At 70.3% G+C, this 19,202-nt stretch carries 21 protein-coding genes and 2 pseudogenes; 13 read left to right on the top strand and 10 right to left on the bottom strand.

What is annotated here, in order from left to right; all coding sequences use genetic code 11:
* Positions 1-494: 494 nt before the first annotated feature.
* Both ACWD0Y_RS21455 and ACWD0Y_RS21450 read left to right on the top strand, forming a co-directional pair.
* A complete protein-coding gene (locus ACWD0Y_RS21455) occupies positions 495-806 on the top strand; it encodes a hypothetical protein (RefSeq protein ID WP_450261926.1) in 312 nt (103 codons plus the stop codon).
* Between the two features lie 206 nt (positions 807-1,012).
* On the top strand, positions 1,013-1,531 hold the full coding sequence (locus tag ACWD0Y_RS21450) for a DUF2716 domain-containing protein (protein ID WP_450261925.1): 519 nt from the start codon (positions 1,013-1,015) through the stop codon (positions 1,529-1,531).
* 194 nt (positions 1,532-1,725) lie between these two features.
* Here the strand turns inward: ACWD0Y_RS21450 and ACWD0Y_RS21445 are convergent, their stop codons facing one another.
* Positions 1,726-2,109, bottom strand: coding sequence for a VOC family protein (locus ACWD0Y_RS21445; RefSeq protein ID WP_450261924.1), 384 nt, complete (start codon positions 2,107-2,109; stop codon positions 1,726-1,728).
* 281 nt (positions 2,110-2,390) lie between these two features.
* A complete protein-coding gene (locus ACWD0Y_RS21440; protein WP_450261923.1) occupies positions 2,391-2,756 on the bottom strand; it encodes a hypothetical protein in 366 nt (121 codons plus the stop codon).
* On the opposite strand from ACWD0Y_RS21440, the gene ACWD0Y_RS21435 reads away from it, so the two are divergent.
* Positions 2,749-3,219 (top strand): MarR family transcriptional regulator, encoded by a 471-nt coding sequence (locus ACWD0Y_RS21435; protein ID WP_450261922.1) that lies wholly within the window; start codon positions 2,749-2,751, stop codon positions 3,217-3,219. The genes ACWD0Y_RS21440 and ACWD0Y_RS21435 overlap by 8 nt on opposite strands.
* A 636-nt stretch (positions 3,220-3,855) precedes the next feature.
* Positions 3,856-4,050, top strand: a complete 195-nt coding sequence (locus ACWD0Y_RS21430; RefSeq protein WP_450261921.1) for a hypothetical protein — start codon at positions 3,856-3,858, stop codon at positions 4,048-4,050.
* Positions 4,051-4,980: 930 nt separating this feature from the next.
* Here the strand turns inward: ACWD0Y_RS21430 and ACWD0Y_RS21425 are convergent.
* The 3 genes from ACWD0Y_RS21425 to ACWD0Y_RS21415 form a co-directional block, all read right to left on the bottom strand.
* Positions 4,981-5,946, bottom strand: a complete 966-nt coding sequence (locus ACWD0Y_RS21425; RefSeq protein WP_450261920.1) for a LysR family transcriptional regulator — start codon at positions 5,944-5,946, stop codon at positions 4,981-4,983.
* Positions 5,947-6,443: 497 nt separating this feature from the next.
* A complete protein-coding gene (locus ACWD0Y_RS21420) occupies positions 6,444-7,148 on the bottom strand; it encodes a type 1 glutamine amidotransferase domain-containing protein (protein ID WP_450261919.1) in 705 nt (234 codons plus the stop codon).
* 363 nt (positions 7,149-7,511) lie between these two features.
* Positions 7,512-7,925, bottom strand: coding sequence for an arsenate reductase ArsC (locus ACWD0Y_RS21415; RefSeq protein WP_450261929.1), 414 nt, complete (start codon positions 7,923-7,925; stop codon positions 7,512-7,514).
* Positions 7,926-8,020: 95 nt separating this feature from the next.
* On the opposite strand from ACWD0Y_RS21415, the gene ACWD0Y_RS21410 reads away from it, so the two are divergent.
* The 4 genes and pseudogenes from ACWD0Y_RS21410 to ACWD0Y_RS21395 all read left to right on the top strand — a co-directional run.
* Positions 8,021-8,329, top strand: a complete 309-nt coding sequence (locus ACWD0Y_RS21410) for an ArsR/SmtB family transcription factor (RefSeq protein ID WP_450261918.1) — start codon at positions 8,021-8,023, stop codon at positions 8,327-8,329.
* A complete protein-coding gene (arsB, locus tag ACWD0Y_RS21405; protein ID WP_450261917.1) occupies positions 8,326-9,441 on the top strand; it encodes an ACR3 family arsenite efflux transporter in 1,116 nt (371 codons plus the stop codon). Before ACWD0Y_RS21410 ends, arsB begins: the two co-directional genes overlap by 4 nt.
* Entirely contained in the window at positions 9,438-9,578 is a 141-nt protein-coding gene (locus tag ACWD0Y_RS21400) for a hypothetical protein (RefSeq protein ID WP_450261916.1), read from the top strand. Before arsB ends, ACWD0Y_RS21400 begins: the two co-directional genes overlap by 4 nt.
* Before the next feature lie 91 nt (positions 9,579-9,669).
* A pseudogene (locus ACWD0Y_RS21395) lies at positions 9,670-9,922 on the top strand (MerR family transcriptional regulator); the annotation flags it as partial.
* A gap of 77 nt (positions 9,923-9,999) precedes the next feature.
* Here ACWD0Y_RS21395 and ACWD0Y_RS21390 read toward each other — a convergent pair.
* The 4 genes and pseudogenes from ACWD0Y_RS21390 to ACWD0Y_RS21375 form a co-directional block, all read right to left on the bottom strand.
* On the bottom strand, positions 10,000-10,485 hold the full coding sequence (locus ACWD0Y_RS21390; RefSeq protein WP_450261928.1) for an N-acetyltransferase family protein: 486 nt from the start codon (positions 10,483-10,485) through the stop codon (positions 10,000-10,002).
* Between the two features lie 57 nt (positions 10,486-10,542).
* On the bottom strand, positions 10,543-10,917 hold the full coding sequence (locus ACWD0Y_RS21385) for an ArsR/SmtB family transcription factor (RefSeq protein ID WP_450261915.1): 375 nt from the start codon (positions 10,915-10,917) through the stop codon (positions 10,543-10,545).
* Between the two features lie 43 nt (positions 10,918-10,960).
* A complete protein-coding gene (locus ACWD0Y_RS21380) occupies positions 10,961-11,086 on the bottom strand; it encodes a hypothetical protein (RefSeq protein WP_450261914.1) in 126 nt (41 codons plus the stop codon).
* 324 nt (positions 11,087-11,410) lie between these two features.
* Positions 11,411-11,683, bottom strand: a pseudogene (locus ACWD0Y_RS21375) (FAD-dependent oxidoreductase); the annotation flags it as partial.
* A 453-nt stretch (positions 11,684-12,136) separates the two neighbouring features.
* Between ACWD0Y_RS21375 and ACWD0Y_RS21370 the strand changes: the two are divergent.
* The 4 genes from ACWD0Y_RS21370 (at position 12,137) to ACWD0Y_RS21355 (ending at position 17,066) form a co-directional block, all read left to right on the top strand.
* Entirely contained in the window at positions 12,137-13,540 is a 1,404-nt protein-coding gene (locus tag ACWD0Y_RS21370) for an NAD(P)-binding domain-containing protein (RefSeq protein ID WP_450261913.1), read from the top strand.
* Positions 13,541-14,546: 1,006 nt separating this feature from the next.
* Positions 14,547-14,831: a polyprenyl synthetase gene (locus tag ACWD0Y_RS21365; protein WP_450261912.1), complete on the top strand. Its 285-nt coding sequence runs from the start codon at positions 14,547-14,549 to the stop codon at positions 14,829-14,831.
* Entirely contained in the window at positions 14,809-15,876 is a 1,068-nt protein-coding gene (locus ACWD0Y_RS21360) for a polyprenyl synthetase family protein (RefSeq protein ID WP_450261911.1), read from the top strand. Before ACWD0Y_RS21365 ends, ACWD0Y_RS21360 begins: the two co-directional genes overlap by 23 nt.
* Before the next feature lie 26 nt (positions 15,877-15,902).
* The gene (locus tag ACWD0Y_RS21355) at positions 15,903-17,066 is read left to right on the top strand and encodes an oxygenase MpaB family protein (protein WP_450261910.1); all 1,164 of its coding nucleotides are present in this window, start codon (positions 15,903-15,905) and stop codon (positions 17,064-17,066) included.
* A 271-nt stretch (positions 17,067-17,337) separates the two neighbouring features.
* Here the strand turns inward: ACWD0Y_RS21355 and ACWD0Y_RS21350 are convergent, their stop codons facing one another.
* On the bottom strand, positions 17,338-18,318 hold the full coding sequence (locus ACWD0Y_RS21350; RefSeq protein WP_450261909.1) for an alpha/beta fold hydrolase: 981 nt from the start codon (positions 18,316-18,318) through the stop codon (positions 17,338-17,340).
* Positions 18,319-18,360: 42 nt separating this feature from the next.
* On the opposite strand from ACWD0Y_RS21350, the gene ACWD0Y_RS21345 reads away from it, so the two are divergent.
* On the top strand, positions 18,361-19,161 hold the full coding sequence (locus ACWD0Y_RS21345) for an inositol monophosphatase family protein (protein WP_450261908.1): 801 nt from the start codon (positions 18,361-18,363) through the stop codon (positions 19,159-19,161).
* Positions 19,162-19,202 lie beyond the last annotated feature (41 nt).

The raw sequence follows: 19,202 nt of genomic DNA, 5'->3' as shown, positions 1-19,202 counted from the left end.
CGGTCTGGAGATCGTCACCGCGGTGTGCGAGGGCTTCGAGGCGCAGCGCGAGCCCTCCGGCAAACGCGTCAAGGCCCGAGTCCCCATCGGGCCCGCGGCCGGCTAGGGCATACCGCCGGTCATCCGTCTCTCGGCAGGCGGTGTTGGTTCGTTCGGCTGAGGTGACAAGGAGCGCCGGGTGTATCCGCCGTGGTGGGGCAGGAGATGGAAATGAGTTGTGGTCCTCGAAGTGGTGCGGCGGGGTGTCCGGAACGGGTGTGGCGTCAGGGGCGTGTCCGCACCGACCGGCCCGGCCCCCGGCGACGCCAAGCGCGAGGAGCTTCTCACGCCCGGGCGGCGGAAGCGGCCCGGGCCCGTACCGAAGACCGCGGACCGACCGACGGGGACGTACAGCGGATCGCGTTCGAGGAGCTCTCGCTCCTGCTCGATCCCCGACAGGCCCGGGCTGCTCTGTGGGAGCACAGGGCGGCTTGGCACGAGAAAAGGGAGTCTGCATGACCACCTACGTCATCTCCATCCCGGGCACGTTTCTGCACGAAGTCACCGAGACCCAACGGACTGCTGTCGTACGCCATCTGCGTCCGGCCGATCCCCAGCACACCGTGCTGGGCCAGTCGGAAGACCTGGACATCCTCACGGTCAATGACAACGGCACGTTCAGCATCCGCCTGGAGGTGGAAGCCGACGACAGCCACGGCGCGGAACAGCACGCCAAGCAAGTGGCCACCACCGCTCTGCGCGAGGCCGGCATCACGGAGGACGATGCCCCGCTGGGCCCGACCGCGGTGACCGGCATCGACACCTAGCCTTCGCGGCGTCCCCAGGGGCAGCCCCCGGCAGGCAGGTGCCACATGCGCGGTTCCCCGGCCCGGCCGACAGCCCGTCCCCGGCTGTCGGCCGGGCCGCTTGGCGTCCCGGTGAGAGAGCCTGAGGGGCTGTATGAATCTGGTTCTGTCCGCGCTTCCGTGAACGATCTCTCAGTGTCCATCGGGCGAATCGATAGGATCGCGACATGATGGAAGTTCCCGTGGCCGCGCTGGCAGAGGCTGAGTACCAACGCGTATGGGACCGCTTCTACGAGGATTTCATCTTCCGGCCGAGTATGAGTTCGTTCATGTGGCCGGCCATCAAGGAGCCCGGCGCGTCGGTGACCTGGAGCCTTGCTGCACTTGACGACGATTCGAGCTACGAGCGTCTGGACCGCCTGGTTGCGGTGGTCGAGCAGGGGCTGTCTTCCTGCGTTGGCCCGACGGACACGCTGCTCGCCCTCGACTGGCAGCACACGTCGTATCGCTTCGCACCGCAGGAGGTCGGCGGCCCCGGGCAACCGGCTTGGCCACTGAGCCCGTACCCCGACGGGGACTACTGCATTTTCCTCGCGGAGGACTTCCGCTTCGGCAGCTTTGGCCACCCTTGGGAAGAGTCCCTCTGCCTGTTCGGTGAGGAACTCCTCCACGTCGCGTCCACGGAAGTCGGCAAGGTTCTTGGCCCGCCGATCCGCAGGTCAGGAAAGGCGGCAGACCCGGCCTGAGCCCGGGCCCGGACTCAGGGCCTCGCGAGAATACGCGCTCGCAGCAGGGCGAGATCCTGCAGCAGGAGGCTGCCGAACGATCGGGCGGCTCCGATCGTGGACTGCCCGGCCTCTTGGATCCATGGGCCGAGCATCGTCTGGCGGCGATGCCGCGCCGTGCCTCACGGGAAAGTGCCTGCGGACGGACACCCCTGTCACAGGGGCTTGAGCCGGGTGTGCAGGAGGCAGAACTCGTTGCCCTCGGGGTCGGCCAGGACGTGCCAGTTCTCGGTACCGGTCTGGCCGATGTCGACGGGCCTCGCACCGAGAGCGAGGAGTCGTTCCAGCTCGGCATCCTGGTCGCGGTCGGTGGCGTTGACATCGATGTGCAACCGGAGCTTTCCCGTCCGGGGGGCACTGGTCGGGCTGAGGATGAGGGTGGGCTGCGGGCCGCCGAAACCGACGTCGGGCGGGCCGATCTCGATGCTTCCGTCGCTCTCCCGGCCGAGTTCGACGTAACCGAGGACGTCGCTCCAGAACGCGGCCAGTCGGTCGGGGTCCGCGGCGTCGATGACCAGTTCACTGATTCGGCATGCCATGGCCGTCACTTTACGAGATGACGTGACGGGCTTGGCCGCTTCGGGAGGACTGGTAAAGGTCACAGTCCTCCCGAAGCGGTGCCTCCAGCACTGCGGGAGCGCGAGCGGCAGCCGCGTCCCTTTGCAGTGAGCGGGGCGGTGGGCTTCCGGTCGCCGACGTGCTTCTTCAGGGCCTGGTTCTCGTGGCAGAGGTTCGTGATCACCGAGGTTTACGGTCGCCGTCGCGAGGGTGCCGAGCCTGTCGTTCAGTTCGGCGATCGAGACGAGACGGGAGCGTGGCCTCACGTGATCACGGAGTTGCGGCAGCGGCCGGGCTGACCGGCGCCCATCAGCGGTGCCCGGCCCCGTTGGCCGACCGGCAGCTCGTTCTGGCGCTCGGCCTGCGGAGCGTCGAACATGCAGTGGTCGACGGCCCCGGTGCAGGTGGGGAACTGGGCGGCGAGCAAGGCGGCTTCGGCTCGTCCGTCGGCAACCCGGGCCTGCGGGACGGAGCCGTCGTCCATGGCCGAAATGACCCGGTCGAGGTCTGCGTGGAGACGTTCGGCGCCAGGCCCGCCCGCGAACTCTCTTGATCTCAAGCTGACTTGGGGTTTTACGGTGATCACGTTCCAGCGGTTCTCGAAGTCTTGAAGGAGGCGCATGAGCATGGCAATCAAGGTGTACTCGCACGAGGAACTGGCCGCTCAACCCATCGGGGCGTGGAGCGGCGAGGCATACCGGCAGGTGGTCGGGGCCCTCCGCGGCCAGTTGGCAGTGGAGGATCTGACGCAGCCGCATTGGTGGACGCTCAACCATGTGGCCGGGAAACCTGGGGCATGGACGCGTGCCACGCTGACGGAGCGGCTGGCGTCGTACGACGACCTGGGCATCGACTTCGACGGCGTCTTCGACGACCTGGTCGCCCGTGGCTGGATGACGGAGGAGGCGGGGGCGGGGGCCATGACGTTGACGGAGGCCGGAGAGGCCGGCCGCCTGCGGGCCAGGGAACGTAACCTGCGTGTCCACGAGCAGATGCATGAAGGCATTGATGCGGCCGACTTCGTGACGACGGTCAACGTCCTGCGTCGGATGGTCGCGAACCTGGGCGGCAACGGCGGCCTGCCCGACTGAAGGGTGTCGGGAGGCCCCTGGGACACCCCACCGGGCACCGGGCATCAAGCGCCCCCTTCCCTCAGGTGCGTTCCTGCCTGTTCAGCCCGGTGACCGGCCCCAGGACGGCCCGGCGCCCAGGGACCGGTCGCCCTCGGTACGGCGCAGGTTCCCGGCAGGGGCGGTCTTCGACGGAGGACGACCAGGCGCCATGACCTTCGCGAGGACCGTGCGCTGGTGCGCTCCGGCCGGAGCACGCCCCTCTCCGAGGGGGCAGTGGTGCGTTCCTCCCTGGCGCCGGCGGGATCGCGGACTGTCTCGGAGAAGCCGGTCGGCAGGTGCTTCCCTCCCAGGGCGAGCCCACCGCGTGGGCCGGTGGTGAGGCCGGGCCGCGCTTCAGTCGGAGGTGCTGCCGACTGGTTGACGATGTCGGGCAGTCCCGTACGGTGCGCGACCGAGGACGACAGCCGGCGCCTGCATGAGGCGGTGGTGGAAGCCGTACGAACGGGCGCTGCGGCCGGTGTGCCGGCGCCCGACCGGCGAGCGCCCCTGAGAGTCTCACCGAGTGCGGGCCGAGGGGTGCGAGAGCAAGATGAGCGTGAAGAGCCTCCCGGGAACCGCCATGCTGCCGGGACGCACTACCAGCGAGGAGTGACGATGAACGAGCCCGACAAGCGGGAGAAGAGCGGCGAATCACCTCTGGAGCGGGTTACCGGTGAGAAGGACATGACACCGGAGGAGGAGCGCCGGGCATCGGAGTCCGGCCGGCGAAGCCGTGCGTCCGAGAGGAAGGGCGACGTGGACCCGGGAGCGGAAGGCGCCGAGGGCACGCGCCCGCCGAGGTCCTCGTAGCCCCTTTCCGCCGGGTGCCTGGCCGGCATGTGCCTGGAAGCGGTCGGCGCACCGCGTCAGGCACAGCGCCGGCCCGTTCCTGCTGCACTCCGGACGGAGGAGGTACGCGCCGGCGGGACAGCCTCTGTCCGGCAGCTGACTCCCGCTTTGTTGCCCTGGCACCGTCTCGTACCGATGCCGGGACGGACGGGGCCGGCCTGGGCTTCTGCCGCCACGGGGTGAGAAGCATCTGCACACCCCGTTGGGAAAGCCCGGGCCCCGGAGCTGGTGTGAGAGCCGGCAGCGCGGCGGCAGACCGTTCCCCGGCGGTGAATCCGTGTCCGGCCGGCACAGACCCTTTTCATCCTGGGCGGACGAAGCCGCCCAGGATGCCGAGTTCCTCGGCCTGGTGCTCAGGAGGGCCAGTGTGGCGGCCCGTAGCCGTGTTGCCGCCTCTTCCACTGACATGCGGTCCCGCCCTGTCTTCGTCGCCTGCTGCGTGGCCGAGAACGGTGACTGCGGCCACCGGCCGGGTGAATGGCTCCGCGGGGGCGAACTCGCCTGACCCCTTACCCTCCTCGATCAGTCGGATGAACCGGGCTGTGACGGGCTCATGCTGGACTCATGCCGGGCCAGGGCGGTGTCGGCGCCGACGCGGGTGCTTCCGAGCCGGAGGAGCACCGGGTTACGTTCGAACAGCCGCCGGTCGCCAGCCTGCAGCCGCAGTAGCGCGTCCTGGGCGGAACCACTCTTCTCTTCCGCTACGAGAAGACCGCAACCGTCTGCCTGGCCGGACCCCACATCGCAGGCTGCGGTCGTCGTCGACTCAGCGGGTGCCGTTCGTCGCGACCGCATGTGGACGTGCGGTGGCCTGCGTCACGGCGGCAGCGAGCCGCGGTCGTCAGCGGCATGACGTCCGCCACGGCATCCCGGCGGGGCGGGGGGACGCGGTCACAGGCTGTTCCAGCTGCGAGCTGCCTGCTGGAGTTGGTCACACAAGACGGTGACAGCCGGATTCCCCGGAGCGCCGCGCCGGACGGTCAGGTACAGAGTGTTCAGCGGTGCGGCCTGGGGGTGATGCAACTGCACCACCTTCCCCGTTTCCAGTGCGGGGGCGGCGATGTAGTGCGGCAGGACCGACAGCCCGGCGCCCGCGATCACTGCTTCGAGGACGGCTCGAAGGTCGGTGACGGTCATCGCCACGGGGTTCGGCGGACGTCGCCCGAATTCGCTGCGCCAGTATCGGCGCACTATGGGCAGGTCCGAGTTGTATGCCACCACGGGAAGGTGCGCCAGGGCGGCTACCGGGTCGGTCCGCAGCCGTTCGGCATCGATGGTGTGAGCCAGCGCGGGGCAGGCGATCAGGACGAACTCCTCGTCGACGAGTGTCTGTGCCACGACAGCCGCGAGCTTGGGTCTGACGGCCGAGACGACGACGTCCAGGCGGTCGGCGGCCAGCGCGGACAGCAGGTCGTCGGCCAGCCCAAGGGTGACATCCACCCGAACCCCCCGCCTGGTCAGATGGGCCAGTGCCGGCATCACCCGCAGAGTCATCAGCTCGGCGGCTCCGCCGATCCGCACTGTGCCCGCCAGGAGTGGTTGCGCGTCCCCGGGGGTCACCGCTTCGCGCAGTCCGTCCACGTGCACGCCGACGCGTGAGGCGAGCACCGCTGCCCGTGCCGTTGGCGTCACCCCTTTCGAGCTGCGCACGAAGAGCGGCTCTCCGAGCTGTTCCTCCAGTCGCGCGAGCTGACCGCTGACAGCCGGCTGGGTCACCCCCAGGCGCTGAGCCGCCGCTGACAGGGACCCTGCCCGGTAGACCTCCAGGAACGTCAGCAGCAGATCAAGTCTCGGCGCACTGACACGTTTCTCGTTGATCACTCGCAAAGAAAACCACGCAGTGGACCACAGCAGCACCGCGCCCTGTGCTACGAGCCTCAGATGACCGGCCCAGGCCGGTACCAGCTGCCGACGGGCGTTGTCCGGGGCGCCCGCCGGTGGGGCTGTCGCATCCCGTGGGCCCGATGCCGGGTCTGGCCACGCACCCGCGGGAGCGGCTGTCGGACAGGCAGGCGGTGGTCCTGATCCGGTGTTGCCTGACCACCCGGTCAGTGGTCGCACGGCCTGCCCATGACAGTCCGGCGGCGGGCTTTCCTCCCGGCGCGTGCGAGTGACCGCCCGGTGCACGCCCCGCGCTCCGCTCCTGCGCGAAGCGGAACCCCGGGCCGCAGGTGTGAACTCCACCGAGGTGCCGAGGTCGCGGGCGCGGATGGCGATGCGGTCGAGCCCCTGGTTCAGGGCGTGGCGGTCAGCGGCAGAAAAGAGAGGCGGCAGAAAAGAGACACCGTGCAGGAGCTGCGCCGCGAGGGGCGCATGCAGCCATGCGCCCCTCGCGGTGATGGTGCCCGGGGGCCTCAGCGGTCCGCGAGGGCCTTGAGGACCCTCTGGGCGGTGGAGGTGCTGGACTGCGGGTTCTGGCCGGTTATCAGGTTGCCGTCCGCGACGACCGTGTCGCTCCATGCGGCACCGGTCTCGACGACGGCCTTCCGCTCGCGCAGCCGGCTCTCCACGAAGTACGGGGTGTTGTCGCCCAGGCCGCCCTGGCGCTCTTCTTCGTCGGTGAAGGAGGTCAGAGCGCGACCGGCGAACGTGAAGGAACCATCCGGCCCGGCGGCGCTCAGCAGGGCGGCGACTCCGTGGCACAGGGCCGCCACGGTCCGGCCCTGCGCGTCGGCGTCGTTCAGCAGCCGGCCGAGGTCGGCGTCGTGCGCGAGGTCGGCCATCGGGGCGTGCCCACCGGGGATGTAGATGGCGTCGTAGTCGCCTGCCCGTACCTTCGCCAGGGACAGCGGAGTACCGAGCTGGCCGGCGATGCCGTCGAGGTAGGTGCGAAACCGCTGCGCGTCGCTCGGGGAGACGCCGCCGCGCTCGTCGAGGCTGAGCGCGTCGACGGTCGGCGGTACACCGCCCGGCGTCGCGATCACCACCTCGGCTCCGGCGTCGGTGAGGACCTCATGGGAGGTGGCGACCTCCTCTGCCCAGTAACCGGTGGGGTGGGCGGATCCGTCGGCCAGTACCAGGCTGTTCGCGCCCGATACGACCATCAAGACCTTCGGCATGAGTTTTCCTCCTGAACGGGAAGGTGCGGCGCTCGGCGCCGTGGGCTCCGCGGCGGAAGACCGCGGTGCCGGGACAACACCAGCATCGATGAGGAATAGTTCAGCAGCGCAGGCTTCACCATAAGATTTCTTATGGGCAGGAGGTGGGCGTGGATGCCGAAGTGTGCCGGGTCCGGCGCGGCAGCCGGCCTGCGCCAAGGCCGTCATCCGCAGGTCACGCCGGGATGCCTTCCCACGTCCGGTTGCTCTCCTTGCCCCGGTGTCGACCCGTGTGGTGGAGCGGTTCTCACCTCGCGGGCGGTGGAGAGAGTGCCGGTGTGTCCGGCGGGGCCGGAGCCGATGGTGAGACCTCGCGTATCTCGCTCACACCGTCTTCTCCGGGGCGATCCCGGCGATCAGGTCCTCGACCAGGGTCTTGATCTCGTCGCGGATCGGGCGTACGGCCTCGACGCCTTGGCCGGCCGGGTCCTCGAGCTTCCAGTCCAGGTAGCGCTTGCCGGGGAAGACCGGGCAGGTGTCGCCGCAGCCCATGGTGATGCAGACGTCCGACTCCCGGACTGCGTCGATGGTGAGGATCTTCGGCGTCTCGGCGGAGATGTCGATGCCGACCTCGGCCATGGCCTCGACGGCGGCCGGGTTGACGGCAGTGCCCGGGTTGGAGCCGGCCGAGCGGACCTCGACGCGGTCGCCGGCCAGGTGGGTCAGCCACGCGGCGGCCATCTGGGAGCGGCCGGCGTTGTGGACGCAGACGAACAGGACGGACGGCTTGTCGGCCATGGTGATCGTTCTCTCTCGTCGCATGGCGGAACCCGGCCGCCCATGACTTCGGCTCCCGCTGGTATCAGCGGGCGATGATGTGAGAGTATCAGTGCATGCTGACTTCAGTCGATCCTGATGTGATCCGGGTGCTGGGCGATCCGCTCCGCCTGAAGATCGTGACCCTGCTGGCGCGCGAGACGCTCTGCACGACGCACCTGGTCGAGGAGACCGGAGCCAAGCAGACCAACCTGTCCAATCACATGAAGGTGCTGCGCGAGGCGGGGCTGGTGGAGACCGAGCCGTGCGGCCGGTTCATCTACTACAGGCTCAAGCCGGAGGTCCTGGCCGGCCTGTCGGAGCAGTTCGCCGAGCTGGCCGCCTCCGCCCGTACCGCCGCCGAGAACAAGAGGGCCTGCCCGTGACCTCCGCCGAGCCCATCACCGCCGCCCCCGGTCCGGCCGGCGGCGGGGACGACTCGATCGTCAAGAAGCTCTCCACTCTCGACCGTTACCTCGCCGTGTGGATCCTCATCGCCATGGCCGTCGGCCTCGGGCTCGGGCGGATGATTCCCGGCCTGAACGACGCGCTGGCGAAGGTGGAGATCGGCGGGATCTCCCTGCCGATCGCCCTCGGCCTGCTGATCATGATGTATCCGGTCCTGGCGAAGGTCCGTTACGACAAGCTCGACGCCGTCACCGGCGACCGCAAGCTGATGATCTCTTCCCTGGTCATCAACTGGGTCCTCGGACCCGCGGTGATGTTCGCGCTGGCCTGGATCTTCCTGCCGGACCTGCCCGAGTACCGCACCGGGTTGATCATCGTCGGCCTGGCCCGCTGTATCGCCATGGTCATCATCTGGAACGACCTCGCCTGCGGCGACCGGGAGGCCGCGGCCGTCCTGGTGGCGCTCAACAGCGTCTTCCAGGTCGTCGCGTTCGGCCTGCTGGGCTGGTTCTACCTCGACCTGCTGCCCGGCTGGCTGGGCCTGGGCGACGGCGAGCACCTGGACATCTCGATGGGGGAGATCGCCCTGAACGTGGTGTTCTTCCTCGGCGTCCCGCTGCTGGCCGGCTTCCTGACCCGCCGGGCCGGTGAGAAGAAGATGGGCCGTGAGGGCTACGAGCAGCGCTTCCTGCCGAAGATCGGTCCGTGGGCGCTGTACGGGCTGCTGTTCACGATCGTCATCCTCTTCGCCCTCCAGGGCAGGACCATCACCTCCCAGCCGCTGGACGTCGCCCGGATCGCGCTGCCGCTGCTGGTCTACTTCGCGGTCATGTTCTTCGGCACGTTCCTGCTCGGCAAGGGCCTGGGCCTGGCCTACGACCGCACCACGACCCTGGCGTTCACCGCCGCGGGCAACAACTTCGAACTGGCCATCGCCGTCGCCATCGCCACCTTCGGCGTCACCTCCGGGCAGGCCCTGTCCGGCGTCGTCGGACCGCTCATCGAAGTCCCGGTGCTGATCGGACTGGTCTACGTCGCGCTTGCCTGGCGCAAGAAGTTCGGTCCCGCATCCCTGGCCACGGCCCCGTGACGCAGTACGTGGATGTGGTGGTGGCCGGTGGCCGGGCGGAGCTCGCCGCCGGCCACCACCTGCGGCGCCAGGGCCCCGGCTTCGCCGTTCTGGACGCCGACCCGGCGCCGGGCGGGTCCTGGTGGCAGTACATGTAGGGCTCGCTGCACCTGCTCTCCCCGGGGGAGCACCCCTCGCTGCCCGGGCGGCTCATGCCCGCCCAGCGGCGAGGTCACCGCGCGCACCGAGCTGTCCCTGCGTACCGTCCGGCACCGTGAGGAGACCGGCCTCGTCGCCCCCTCAGCGCACTTCCAGGGTGGTTTCCGTCTCTGCACCGAGTACGACGGCCGCCCGCCCCATGGTCGTCCGGCGTGTGGAGCCGCTCGGCTTCGCTGAGTGCGTGCGCGGGTACGAGCAGAGCGCGGCGGAGCAGGCGGAGAAGCTGCGCGTGCGGCTCTCCCGCGCCGAGGACTTCGCCGCCACGCTGCGTGCCCGGCTGCCGGCTGCCCGAGCGCGTGCCGGCCCGTCCCTGACCGTGCGGGCGCCGGCGGGGCTGCCTCCGGTGGTCCTGTGGGCGAGTCAGGTGACGGCAGGGCTGCGGCGCTCGACAAGGACGACGTCGCGCCAGACACCTCGATGGCGTCCGATCCGTTCCCGCGTGCCGATGATCCGGAATCCGGCCCGCTCGTGGAGTGCCAGGCTCGCGGTGTTCTCGGGGAAGATCCCGGACTGGATGGTCCAGATCCCGGCCGCCTCCGTGGAGTCGACCAGCGCCTTCAACAAGGCGGCTGCGACGCCGCGACCGCGCGCAGCGGGGTGGACGTAGACGGAGTGCTCGACCACGCCCGTGTACGCGCACCGGTCCGAGACCCGGCTCGCGGCGGCCCAGCCCAGCACTGTCCCCTGCTCGTCGAGGGCGGCGAAGCGGTGCTCGGGCAGCTTCGCGGCGTCGAACGCCTCCCAGGACGGCGGGCTGGTCTCGAAGGTGGCGTTTCCCTCGTCGATGCCTGCCTGGTAGATCGTCAGGACCTGCTCGGCGTGGACCGCCGTCAGCGGCACGACCACCCCACTCCACGTCCCACTCGCCACTGCTTCCCCCTTTCCCCTTTGTCCGTCCGGGCGTCAGGATGCGGCCGGCATGGCCAGCAGTTTGCCCATCGCGGCGAGGACCGACGGCTCGACCCGGTAGTACACCCAGGTGCCGCGCCGCTCGGAGGTCAGCAGACCGGCCTCCTTCAGCTTCTTCAGGTGGTGGGACACCGTGGGCTGGGAGACGCCTACGTCGGAGATGTCGCACACGCACGCCTCCCCGCCCTCGTGAGAGGCCACTGAGGAGAACAGCCGCAGGCGCACCGGGTCACCGAGCGCCTTGAACATCCGCGCGGCCGTCTCGGCCTCGTCGGCGGTCATCGGGCGTTCGGTCAGCGGCGGGCAGCACGACGCCACACCCTGGCCGCCGGCGGGCTCAAGCAGCGGCAGCACCTTCACATTCGACATGCGTCTATGTTGACATACGTCGAACCAGTGCGAGGAGGTCCCGTCACCGGCGCGCGAGACGGACGGCCAGACGCCAGGTGAGGCGGTCCGCGTCCCGGCCCACCTCGCGCAGCGAGTCCGACGACAGACTGCGCTGCCACTCCAGCCCGACGAACGCCGGCCCCGGCACCCCGACCGCGATCCCCTCCCGCTGCCGGGGTCTTCCGGCAGCGTCCAGGGCGCCGTCGAGGTGGCCGAGGTAGGGCAGGGTCGGGTCGGTGGCCCGTGGCGAGCACGACCGCGTCCACCTCCTCCCGCTCCCCGCCCGGCCGGTCGGGCTCGGGCCCCTCGGTGTGAGTGAACATCGGCCGTCGTCGAGTACCGGCTGTACCGGCGGGCGAGGGGGATTCGGCCGAGCGGGGCGGTGTCCAGGCGGGTGTGGGCAGTCGGAAGTGCAGGAGTGCAGGAGTGCAGGAGTGCGGGTCGCGGTCAAGGAGCCGTTGTGCCGCGAACTTCACGGGCCCCGGGTGGCGAGTCTGACGCGGGCGGCCCCGGCCGGCTCGGCGGCGATCTGCACCGTGGAGCCGCCGGCCCCGACCCCGACCATCCGGCGGCCGGTGAACGGGGTCGGGCTGTGGTGGTCGGCGGAGTGCAGTACCTGACCGGTGAACTCCTTTGGGTCGGACGGCACGGCCCGGTACGGGCGCGCGAACGGCCCGGTGGCCACCGCGACGGCCCGCGCGGACAGTCGGCCGCCCTCCTCCAGCTCCACCTCGAAGGCATCGTCGGTGCGGCGGACCGCGTTGACGCGGCAGCCGGTGTGGACGTCGGTGTCCGGACGGTCGGCATGGGCCGTGAGCTAGGCAACGGCCTCGTCGCGGTGCGGATGGCGGCCCGGATGGCGCTCCGAATCACCGCCGGGGAACGGCACCCCCGGCAAGGAGCTGTACCGGGCGGGTGAGGGCAGTGTGAGGCTGTCGTGGTAGCGCGGCCACGACCCGGCCGCGCGGTCGAGCGCCTCCAGCGCCATGGGTCGCAGTCCGCAGTCCGCAGCCCGCAGCCCGGCAGAGCGTGGGCGGGGGTAAGTCCGGACTGGCCACCGCCGATCACGAGGACGTCGATGTACTCCATCGGCAACCCTCGCGACTTCGACATTTGTCTATGTTGACGGACGTCGATACGGGTGTCATGGTGGGTCGCGCAAGTCATCGACAGATGTCGAAACAAGCAAGGAGTCGCCGTGAACGCGCCCGCCACCACCGAGCTGCCCGTCGTCGTGATCGGAGCCGGACCCGCTGGTCTGGCCGCCGCCGCCCACCTGGTCGGCCGGGGCATCGAGCCCCTGGTCCTGGAGGCCGGGCCCACTGCCGGCGCCGCGGTGCGCGGCTGGTCGCACGTGCGTCTGTTCTCCACCTGGAGCGAGGTCGTCGACCCGGCCGCCGAGAAGCTTCTTGCCCCGACCGGCTGGACGCGCCCCGACCCGGCCACCTGTCCCTCCGGCGGCGACTGGGCCGAGCTCTACCTGCAGCCGCTGGCCGACGTCCTCGGTGACCGCGTCCGTCTCGGCGCCACCGTCACCGGTGTCTCCCGGGCCGGGCGGGACCGGATCGTGGACGCCGACCGGGACAAACAGCCGTTTGTCGTGCACACCACCCATGCCGACGATCGTGAGGAACGGCTCTTCGCCCGCGCCGTCATCGACGCCTCCGGCACTTGGGCCACCCCGTCCCCGGCCGGCGGCAGCGGTCTGCCCGCCCTTGGAGAGAAGGCCGCTACGGACCGGGTGACCTACCGCGTCCCCGACCTGAAGGACCCCGCCGTCCGTGCCCGGTACGCGGGCAAGCGCACCGCCGTCATCGGCTCCGGCGCCTCCGCCTTCACCGCCCTTGCCTACCTCGCCGACCTCGCGAAGTCCGACGGCGGGGCGGGGACGAAGGCGGTGTGGATCCTGCGCCGGGGCATCTCCGGTTCCACCTTCGGCGGAGGCGAGGCCGACCAGCTCCCGGCCCGCGGCGCCCTCGGGCTGGCTGCGAAGACCGCCGTCGACGAGGGACACGCGGACGCGGTCACCGGCTTCCGCACCGAGACGATCGAACGCGACGCCGACGGCCGCCTGGTCCTGACCGGAGAGGACGGGCGCCGCCTGGACGCGGTCGACGAAGTGATCGTACTGACCGGCTACCGCCCCGACCTGACCTTCCTTGACGAGCTGCGCCTGGACCTCGACGAGCGCCTCCAGGCACCGGTCGGGCTCGCGCCGCTGATCGACCCCAACCAGCACTCCTGCGGCACCGTCTATCCCCACGGCCACCGCGAGCTCTCCCACCCCGAACCCGGCGTGTACCTGGTCGGCATGAAGTCCTACGGCCGCGCCCCGACCTTCCTCGCCATGACCGGCTACGAGCAGGTCCGCTCCGTCGCCGCCGCGATCGCCGGTGACCTCGACGCGGCCGACCGCGTCGAACTCACCCTGCCCGAGACCGGAGTCTGCGGTGGCGCCGGCCTCTTCGACGCTCCGGAGGCCGCTCAGGCCGACGGCGGCGGCTGCTGCGCGCCCACGCCGCAGCTCGTCCAGCTCGGTGTCCCCGCCGCGGTCGGGGCGGCTGCCGGGGAGGCCCCGGCAGGTGGTTGCTGCGGCTCGTGACCGGTCTGGGCAGCCCTGCACGCGGGGCCGCGGCCGGAACAGGGGACTGGCCGCGGCCCCGCACCACCCTGCCCGTCCCCTGCGCCACGCAGACCGTGAGGTGGGGCATCGTCTACTCCGCCTTCGCCGTCCTCAACCCGCAGTTCACCGCCACGACCGGCCAGCCGGCCGTGGCGACCACTGCGGCGTTCTCACTCGGCCTCGCCGTCTCCGCCCTCGCCGGGATCCGCGTCGGGCACATCCTCCACCGGCGCGGCCCGCGCCGTCATGACCGTCGGCTCTGTGCTCGGCACCGCCGGTCTGCTGATTGTGGCCACGTGCAGCCACGTGCAGCCACGTGCAGCCGCGTCTGCGCGGGTGCCCGGGTACGAGAGCACCCCCGGGCACCCGGCAGCACGGTAGTTGCGCGCTGCCGGGCCTGATGCGGGGGCTTGTGAACGTAGACCGTCTTCTTGAGCCGATGGCGCTCGGAAGCGGCCAAGGTGAACCACACGGCATGAGCCACGGGCACGGAAGGGAAGCGGCCGACCTCGGGGGATGGTTCGGGGCGCGGGCCGAAGGTCACGGGCCGGCCGCCGGAGACGTACGCCGGGCCGCGTTCGAAGGGCCCTCTTCTTCCGCTCGACACCCGACTGGCGTGCGCCGCTCTGCGGGAGTGCCGCCCCCGATGGTGGGCCAACGGATAAACCGCAAGTAACCACGATGAAGCGCTAATTGACTGATGGTCAGGTTCTCGCGGGAGGAAGGCGTTCCTCTCGGAGAACTGCTGTGGGCGCGAAGGGCGCAGGCGCTGGACACCGCTCTGACCTGTGAGGTGCTGCATGGTCTCAACCGAGTACCAGGAATTGTGTTCTTTATAGAAAGATCACTCGATAGTGCATATAGGGCCCATGGGGAGCTGATCGGCGGTCACACTCGAAGCGCATTGTGCCGAACGCCGTCTGCACTCTGCTCTTTGCCGAACGGCCGGAGCCGGGGCGGACATTGCCTTCCAGGGGGACATGCTGTGACACATCACGACGGCCGCGGGTCAGGCCTGACCGGGGATGCCGTTGCTCTGGCGGCGGGACTGGCCGATCTGGCGGTCCGCGGTCTGAGCAGCGCGGTGGGTGGTGTCAGTGGTCTGCTGCGCCGCGCCGACCTCGGTGAGCTGTTGGCTGACGGCCGGGAGGAGACCAAGGCGCGCGGCCGCCTGGTCCTGGACCGGTATGCGGCCACGCCGCCGGCTCACCTGGAGGTCCTCGCCCGCACCGTCACCGCTCGCGCCCATGCGGAGAGCGGCAGTGAGTGAACTGGACGAGCACGCCTTACTGAAAAGCCGCATCGACCAGGTCCTCGACGAGTTCGTCACTGCGGAAGCGCAGGCGCTGGCCGACATCGACGCCTCTCTGGCGATGGTCGCCGAGCAGATACATGCGGCGACGGAGCACGGGAAACGCTTCCGGGCGGCGTTTTGCTACTGGGGCTGGCGCGGGGCCGGCCAGCCCGACAGCGAGGCGCTGGTACGCGCCGCCGGCGCGATTGAGCTGGTGCACGCCGCCGCCGTCGTCCACGACGACCTGATCGACCGCAGCCGTACCCGACACGGCCGCCCCACCGCGCACATCGCCCTGCGCGAGGCGCTTACCGATCATGCGCGGCCGAAAGCCGGTGCCCGGGCCCTGGCCATGCTGACAGGCAACCTGCTGATGTCACTGGCCGGCCAGTTGTTCACCACCTGCGGTCTGCCCGGGGCCTATCTGAACAGAGCCCGGCCACTGTGGGGGGTGCTGGCCCGTGAGCTGGTGGCGGGGGAGTGCCTGGAGATCCTGCGCACCGGCGCCGAGCCGGACCCGGACGCCTCGGTGAAAGTCGTCCGCTACAAGACCGCCAAGTACACCGTCGAACACCCTCTGCACATCGGCGGCCTCCTGGCCGGCGCCCCGCCGCGGCTGCTTGGAGCGTACAGCGACTACGGTCTGCCGCTGGGCGAGGCATTCCAGCTGCGCGATGACCTGCTGGGCCTGTTCGGCGACCCCGCACGAACCGGAAAGAACCCGGCCGACGACCTGGTCGGCAACCGGCCCACCGCCCTGATGGCCCACACCCTGCGGTCCGCCGCCCCGGGAGAGCGCCGCGAACTCCACCACCTGCTGGGACAGGGGAAACCGAGCGAGCGGCAGGTGGAGCGGGTACGGGAGATCGCTCGCCGCACCGGAGCCGTCACCCGCGTCGAAGACATGATCACCGCCCGGCTGCGTGCGGCCCACGAGGCTCTGGCCGACGCCGGCCTGACCGCCGAAACCCACCACGCCCTGTCCGGCCTGGCGACATTCGCCGCCGCCCGCCACCACTGACCGCCGCATCCCCGGGAGCAACACCGATGACCTACACCCAAGCATCCATGGACGCACTGCGGCCGGCCGGCGACGAACTGGCCGACGCGACCGTGGCGACGCTGTTCGAGCGTGGCGAGATGGGCAAGTTCAACACCCTCATGCGGTACGTCTCCACCGTCGGCCAGGAACTGCCCGAGGGCCTGCCGGACGTGGCCCACCAGTACCTGCACGAGACCAGCACGCCGCCCGCCTGGGTGGACTGGGGCGAGATGGAAAGGGCCCGGCTGTTCTTCATCGACAACAACGTGCACATCTCCACCGCCCTGTCCTTCGCCTCCATGCCCGCCTGCTATGTCCTGCCGCACGTGGCGAAGCTGCTGTCGGCCACCCATTCGCTGAAGTACCCGTCCAAACGGATGGCGGAGACCGGGCAGTTCACCGTCTATCTCATGCAGCCCGACGCGTTCGAGGCCGGCAGCCGCTTCATCCCGGCCGCCCAGAAGGTCCGCCTGCTGCACGCCTCCATCCGCCACCATCTCGAGCGCGAAGGCCGCTGGGACATCGCCGGCCTCGGTACACCGATCTGCCAGGAGGACATGATCGGCGGGCAGATGATGTTCTCCATCCAGGTCCTGGACGCCCTGCACCGCCTGGGCATCCACATGAGCACCGAAGGCGCCGACGCCTACTACTACGCCTGGCGGGTCGTGGGCGCCATGCTCGGCATCGACCAGAACCACGTGCCCAAGGACCTCCAGGCAGCCCGGGAGTTCTCCGACCTGTACATGACCCGGCACATGGGCCCGTCCGAGGAGGGCGCCCAGCTCACCCGCCAGCTCATCGGCCTCTACGAAGAAGTCGTCCCCGGCACCTTCTTCGACCCCGTCGTCGGCGCCCTCATCCGCTACCTCATCGGCGACACCTGCGCCGACTGGCTCCAAGTACCCCGCACCCCCTGGGACACGGCAGTCAAAGCCGCCCCCGCCCTGCTCAATGTCTTCGAGACGATCGAGGACAACTCCCCATTCGGAGCCTGGGCCCTGGACCGTCTCGGCCACTTCACCACCCTCTTCGAACTCAGCTCTCTCACCCGAGGCCGCGTCATGCACTACGCCATCCCCGAGCAGCTCAAGAACGACTTCGGAGTCAGCAGCACCATCCCGCCCAAAAGCCGCTGGACCCCGCCCCCGGCAACCGTCAGCGGGTAAGAAGGCCGGCCGGGAGCCGGGGCGGGAGGTCTGCCACACATCGTCGCCGGGGCGCCGGAGTTCCGCGGAGGACGGTGAGCGAGTCCTCGTACGCCCGGACGCTCCAGCCCGACGAGAAGCCGCAGCGGTGTCGTTCCCTGCCGGACCGGCCGGCCGTCAGTGCTGGAGCGGTTTGCAGCCGGAGGACCGTTTCGGCCGTTCCCCCAGGGAGCCTTCTCGGACGGCGCGGATGTTCACGTGGTGCGACAGCGCCGGGCGGCACGCGAGTGCGTCAGGCCGGCAGGGCGGCAAGCCAGTCGGTCAGGAGGCGGCTGACTTCGGCGGGGCGTTCTTGCTGGATCCAGTGGCCGCAGCCGTCGAGGACGTGGGAGGAGACCAGCCCCGGTAGTGTGAACGGGTGGGCCTTGATCGCGTCGGCGAGCCATGTCGTGGAAGCGTCCAGGCCACCGCCGATGAACAGGGACGGCTGGGTGAGGGGAGCGCCGTCGAAGTCGGCGAGGTCCTCCCAGTCGCGGTCCATGTTCCGGTAGCGGTTGAGCGCTCCGGTAAAGCCGGTGCGTTCGAACTCCCCGGCGTAGACGTCGAGGTCCCTCTCGCTGAGCCAGGCGGGCAGCCGGCCGAAGGGGAACCGGTCACGCAGCGTCCCGGCCCCGGTGACGAAGTGCGGATCGGGAGCGCCGGGTGCGGGCATCGTGTCGGCGGACAGGGCCGCGTAGAAGCCCGCGAGCCAGCTCCGTACATCGGGTTCGATCTCGGCCTCGGCGCGGCCCGGTTCCTGGAAGTACGAGACGTAGAACTCCTCGTCCCCGCCCATCCGGGCGAAGACCTCGCTGGGACGGGGCCCGCCGCGCGGGGTGTAGGGAACGCTCAGCAGTCCCACCGCCCGGAAGACCTCCGGTCTGAGGAGGGCCGAGTTCGCGGCGATGGTCGCGCCCCAGTCGTGGCCGACGACCGTCGCCGACTCCTCGCCCAGGGCGTGCACCACCGCGACGTTGTCCTCCACCAGATCGAGCATCCGGTACGCATCCGTCGCGGCCGGCCTGGAGGAGCGGCCGTAGCCGCGGACGTCAACGGCGACCGCGCGGTATCCCGCCGCCGCGAGGGCCGGCAGCTGGTGGCGCCAGGAGTACCAGGATTCCGGGAAGCCGTGTACGAGCAGCACCAGCGGTCCGGCTCCCTGCTCCGCGAGATGAATCCGGCCTCCCGGCGAGGGAACCAACCGATGCGTGATCTCCGCTGCGTACTGCGGCATACGTTCTCCTCCGGCCTGGCTCCCCTCGATAGTCTGCACGGCATGACCCCCTCATACGTGAGTTCCGACGATGCCGAAGTCGCGATAGCCGGGGTGCGGGCCGGCGCGGGCGTGGTCCGCGACATGTACGGCCGGCGGCTCAACCGGATCGACAAGGGCGCCGGGGACTTTGCCACCGCCGCCGATGTGGAGGCCGAGGAGGCGATCCTCGACGCCATCCGTACCGCACGGCCCGATGAGGCGGTGCTCGGTGAGGAAGGCGGGCAGCAGGGCGCCGCCGGCGCTCTGCGTCAGTGGCTGGTGGATCCCCTGTGCGGCACGCTGAACTACGCCGTCGGCAACATGCTGGTGGCCGTCAACGTGGCGCTGCACGAGGGGGCGGCGGCGGTGGCCGATCCGTTCAGTGGCGAGGTTTTCTTCACTGACGGGACGGCCGCCTGGGTGCGGCGTGACGGGGCCGGGGACGCACTGCTGACGCCCTCGCCCGCTACTCGACTGGTGGACGTCAACCTGGATCCGCCGTTCCCGAGTGCGCCCGGATTCCGGGCCGTGGATCTGCTGGCCCACCCTGATTTCGTCGGACGTTTCCGGCCTCGGGTCGTGTCCACGACGCTGGCACTGGCCTGGGTCGCCGCCGGCAGGCGCGCCGCGTATGTCACCGACGGCGGAGACCTTTCCAGTAGCGTGCACTTCGCGGCCGGCATCGCTTTGTGCCGGGCCGCCGGCTGCGTTGTCACCGGTATCGACGGTGCCCCGCTCGGTGAGGCAGGGCGTGGGCTTGTGGCCGCCGCCGACGACGAAACCCACGGGCTGCTGATGTCGATGACGCGCAGCCGAAGCTAGTGCTGTGACCGCGCGGGGTTCGCCGGGCTGGGGCGGGCTGC

This window comes from Streptomyces altiplanensis, assembly GCF_053591575.1.
The sequence above is the reverse complement of the archived record's forward strand: the minus strand, read 5'-3'. Positions and strand labels throughout refer to the sequence as shown.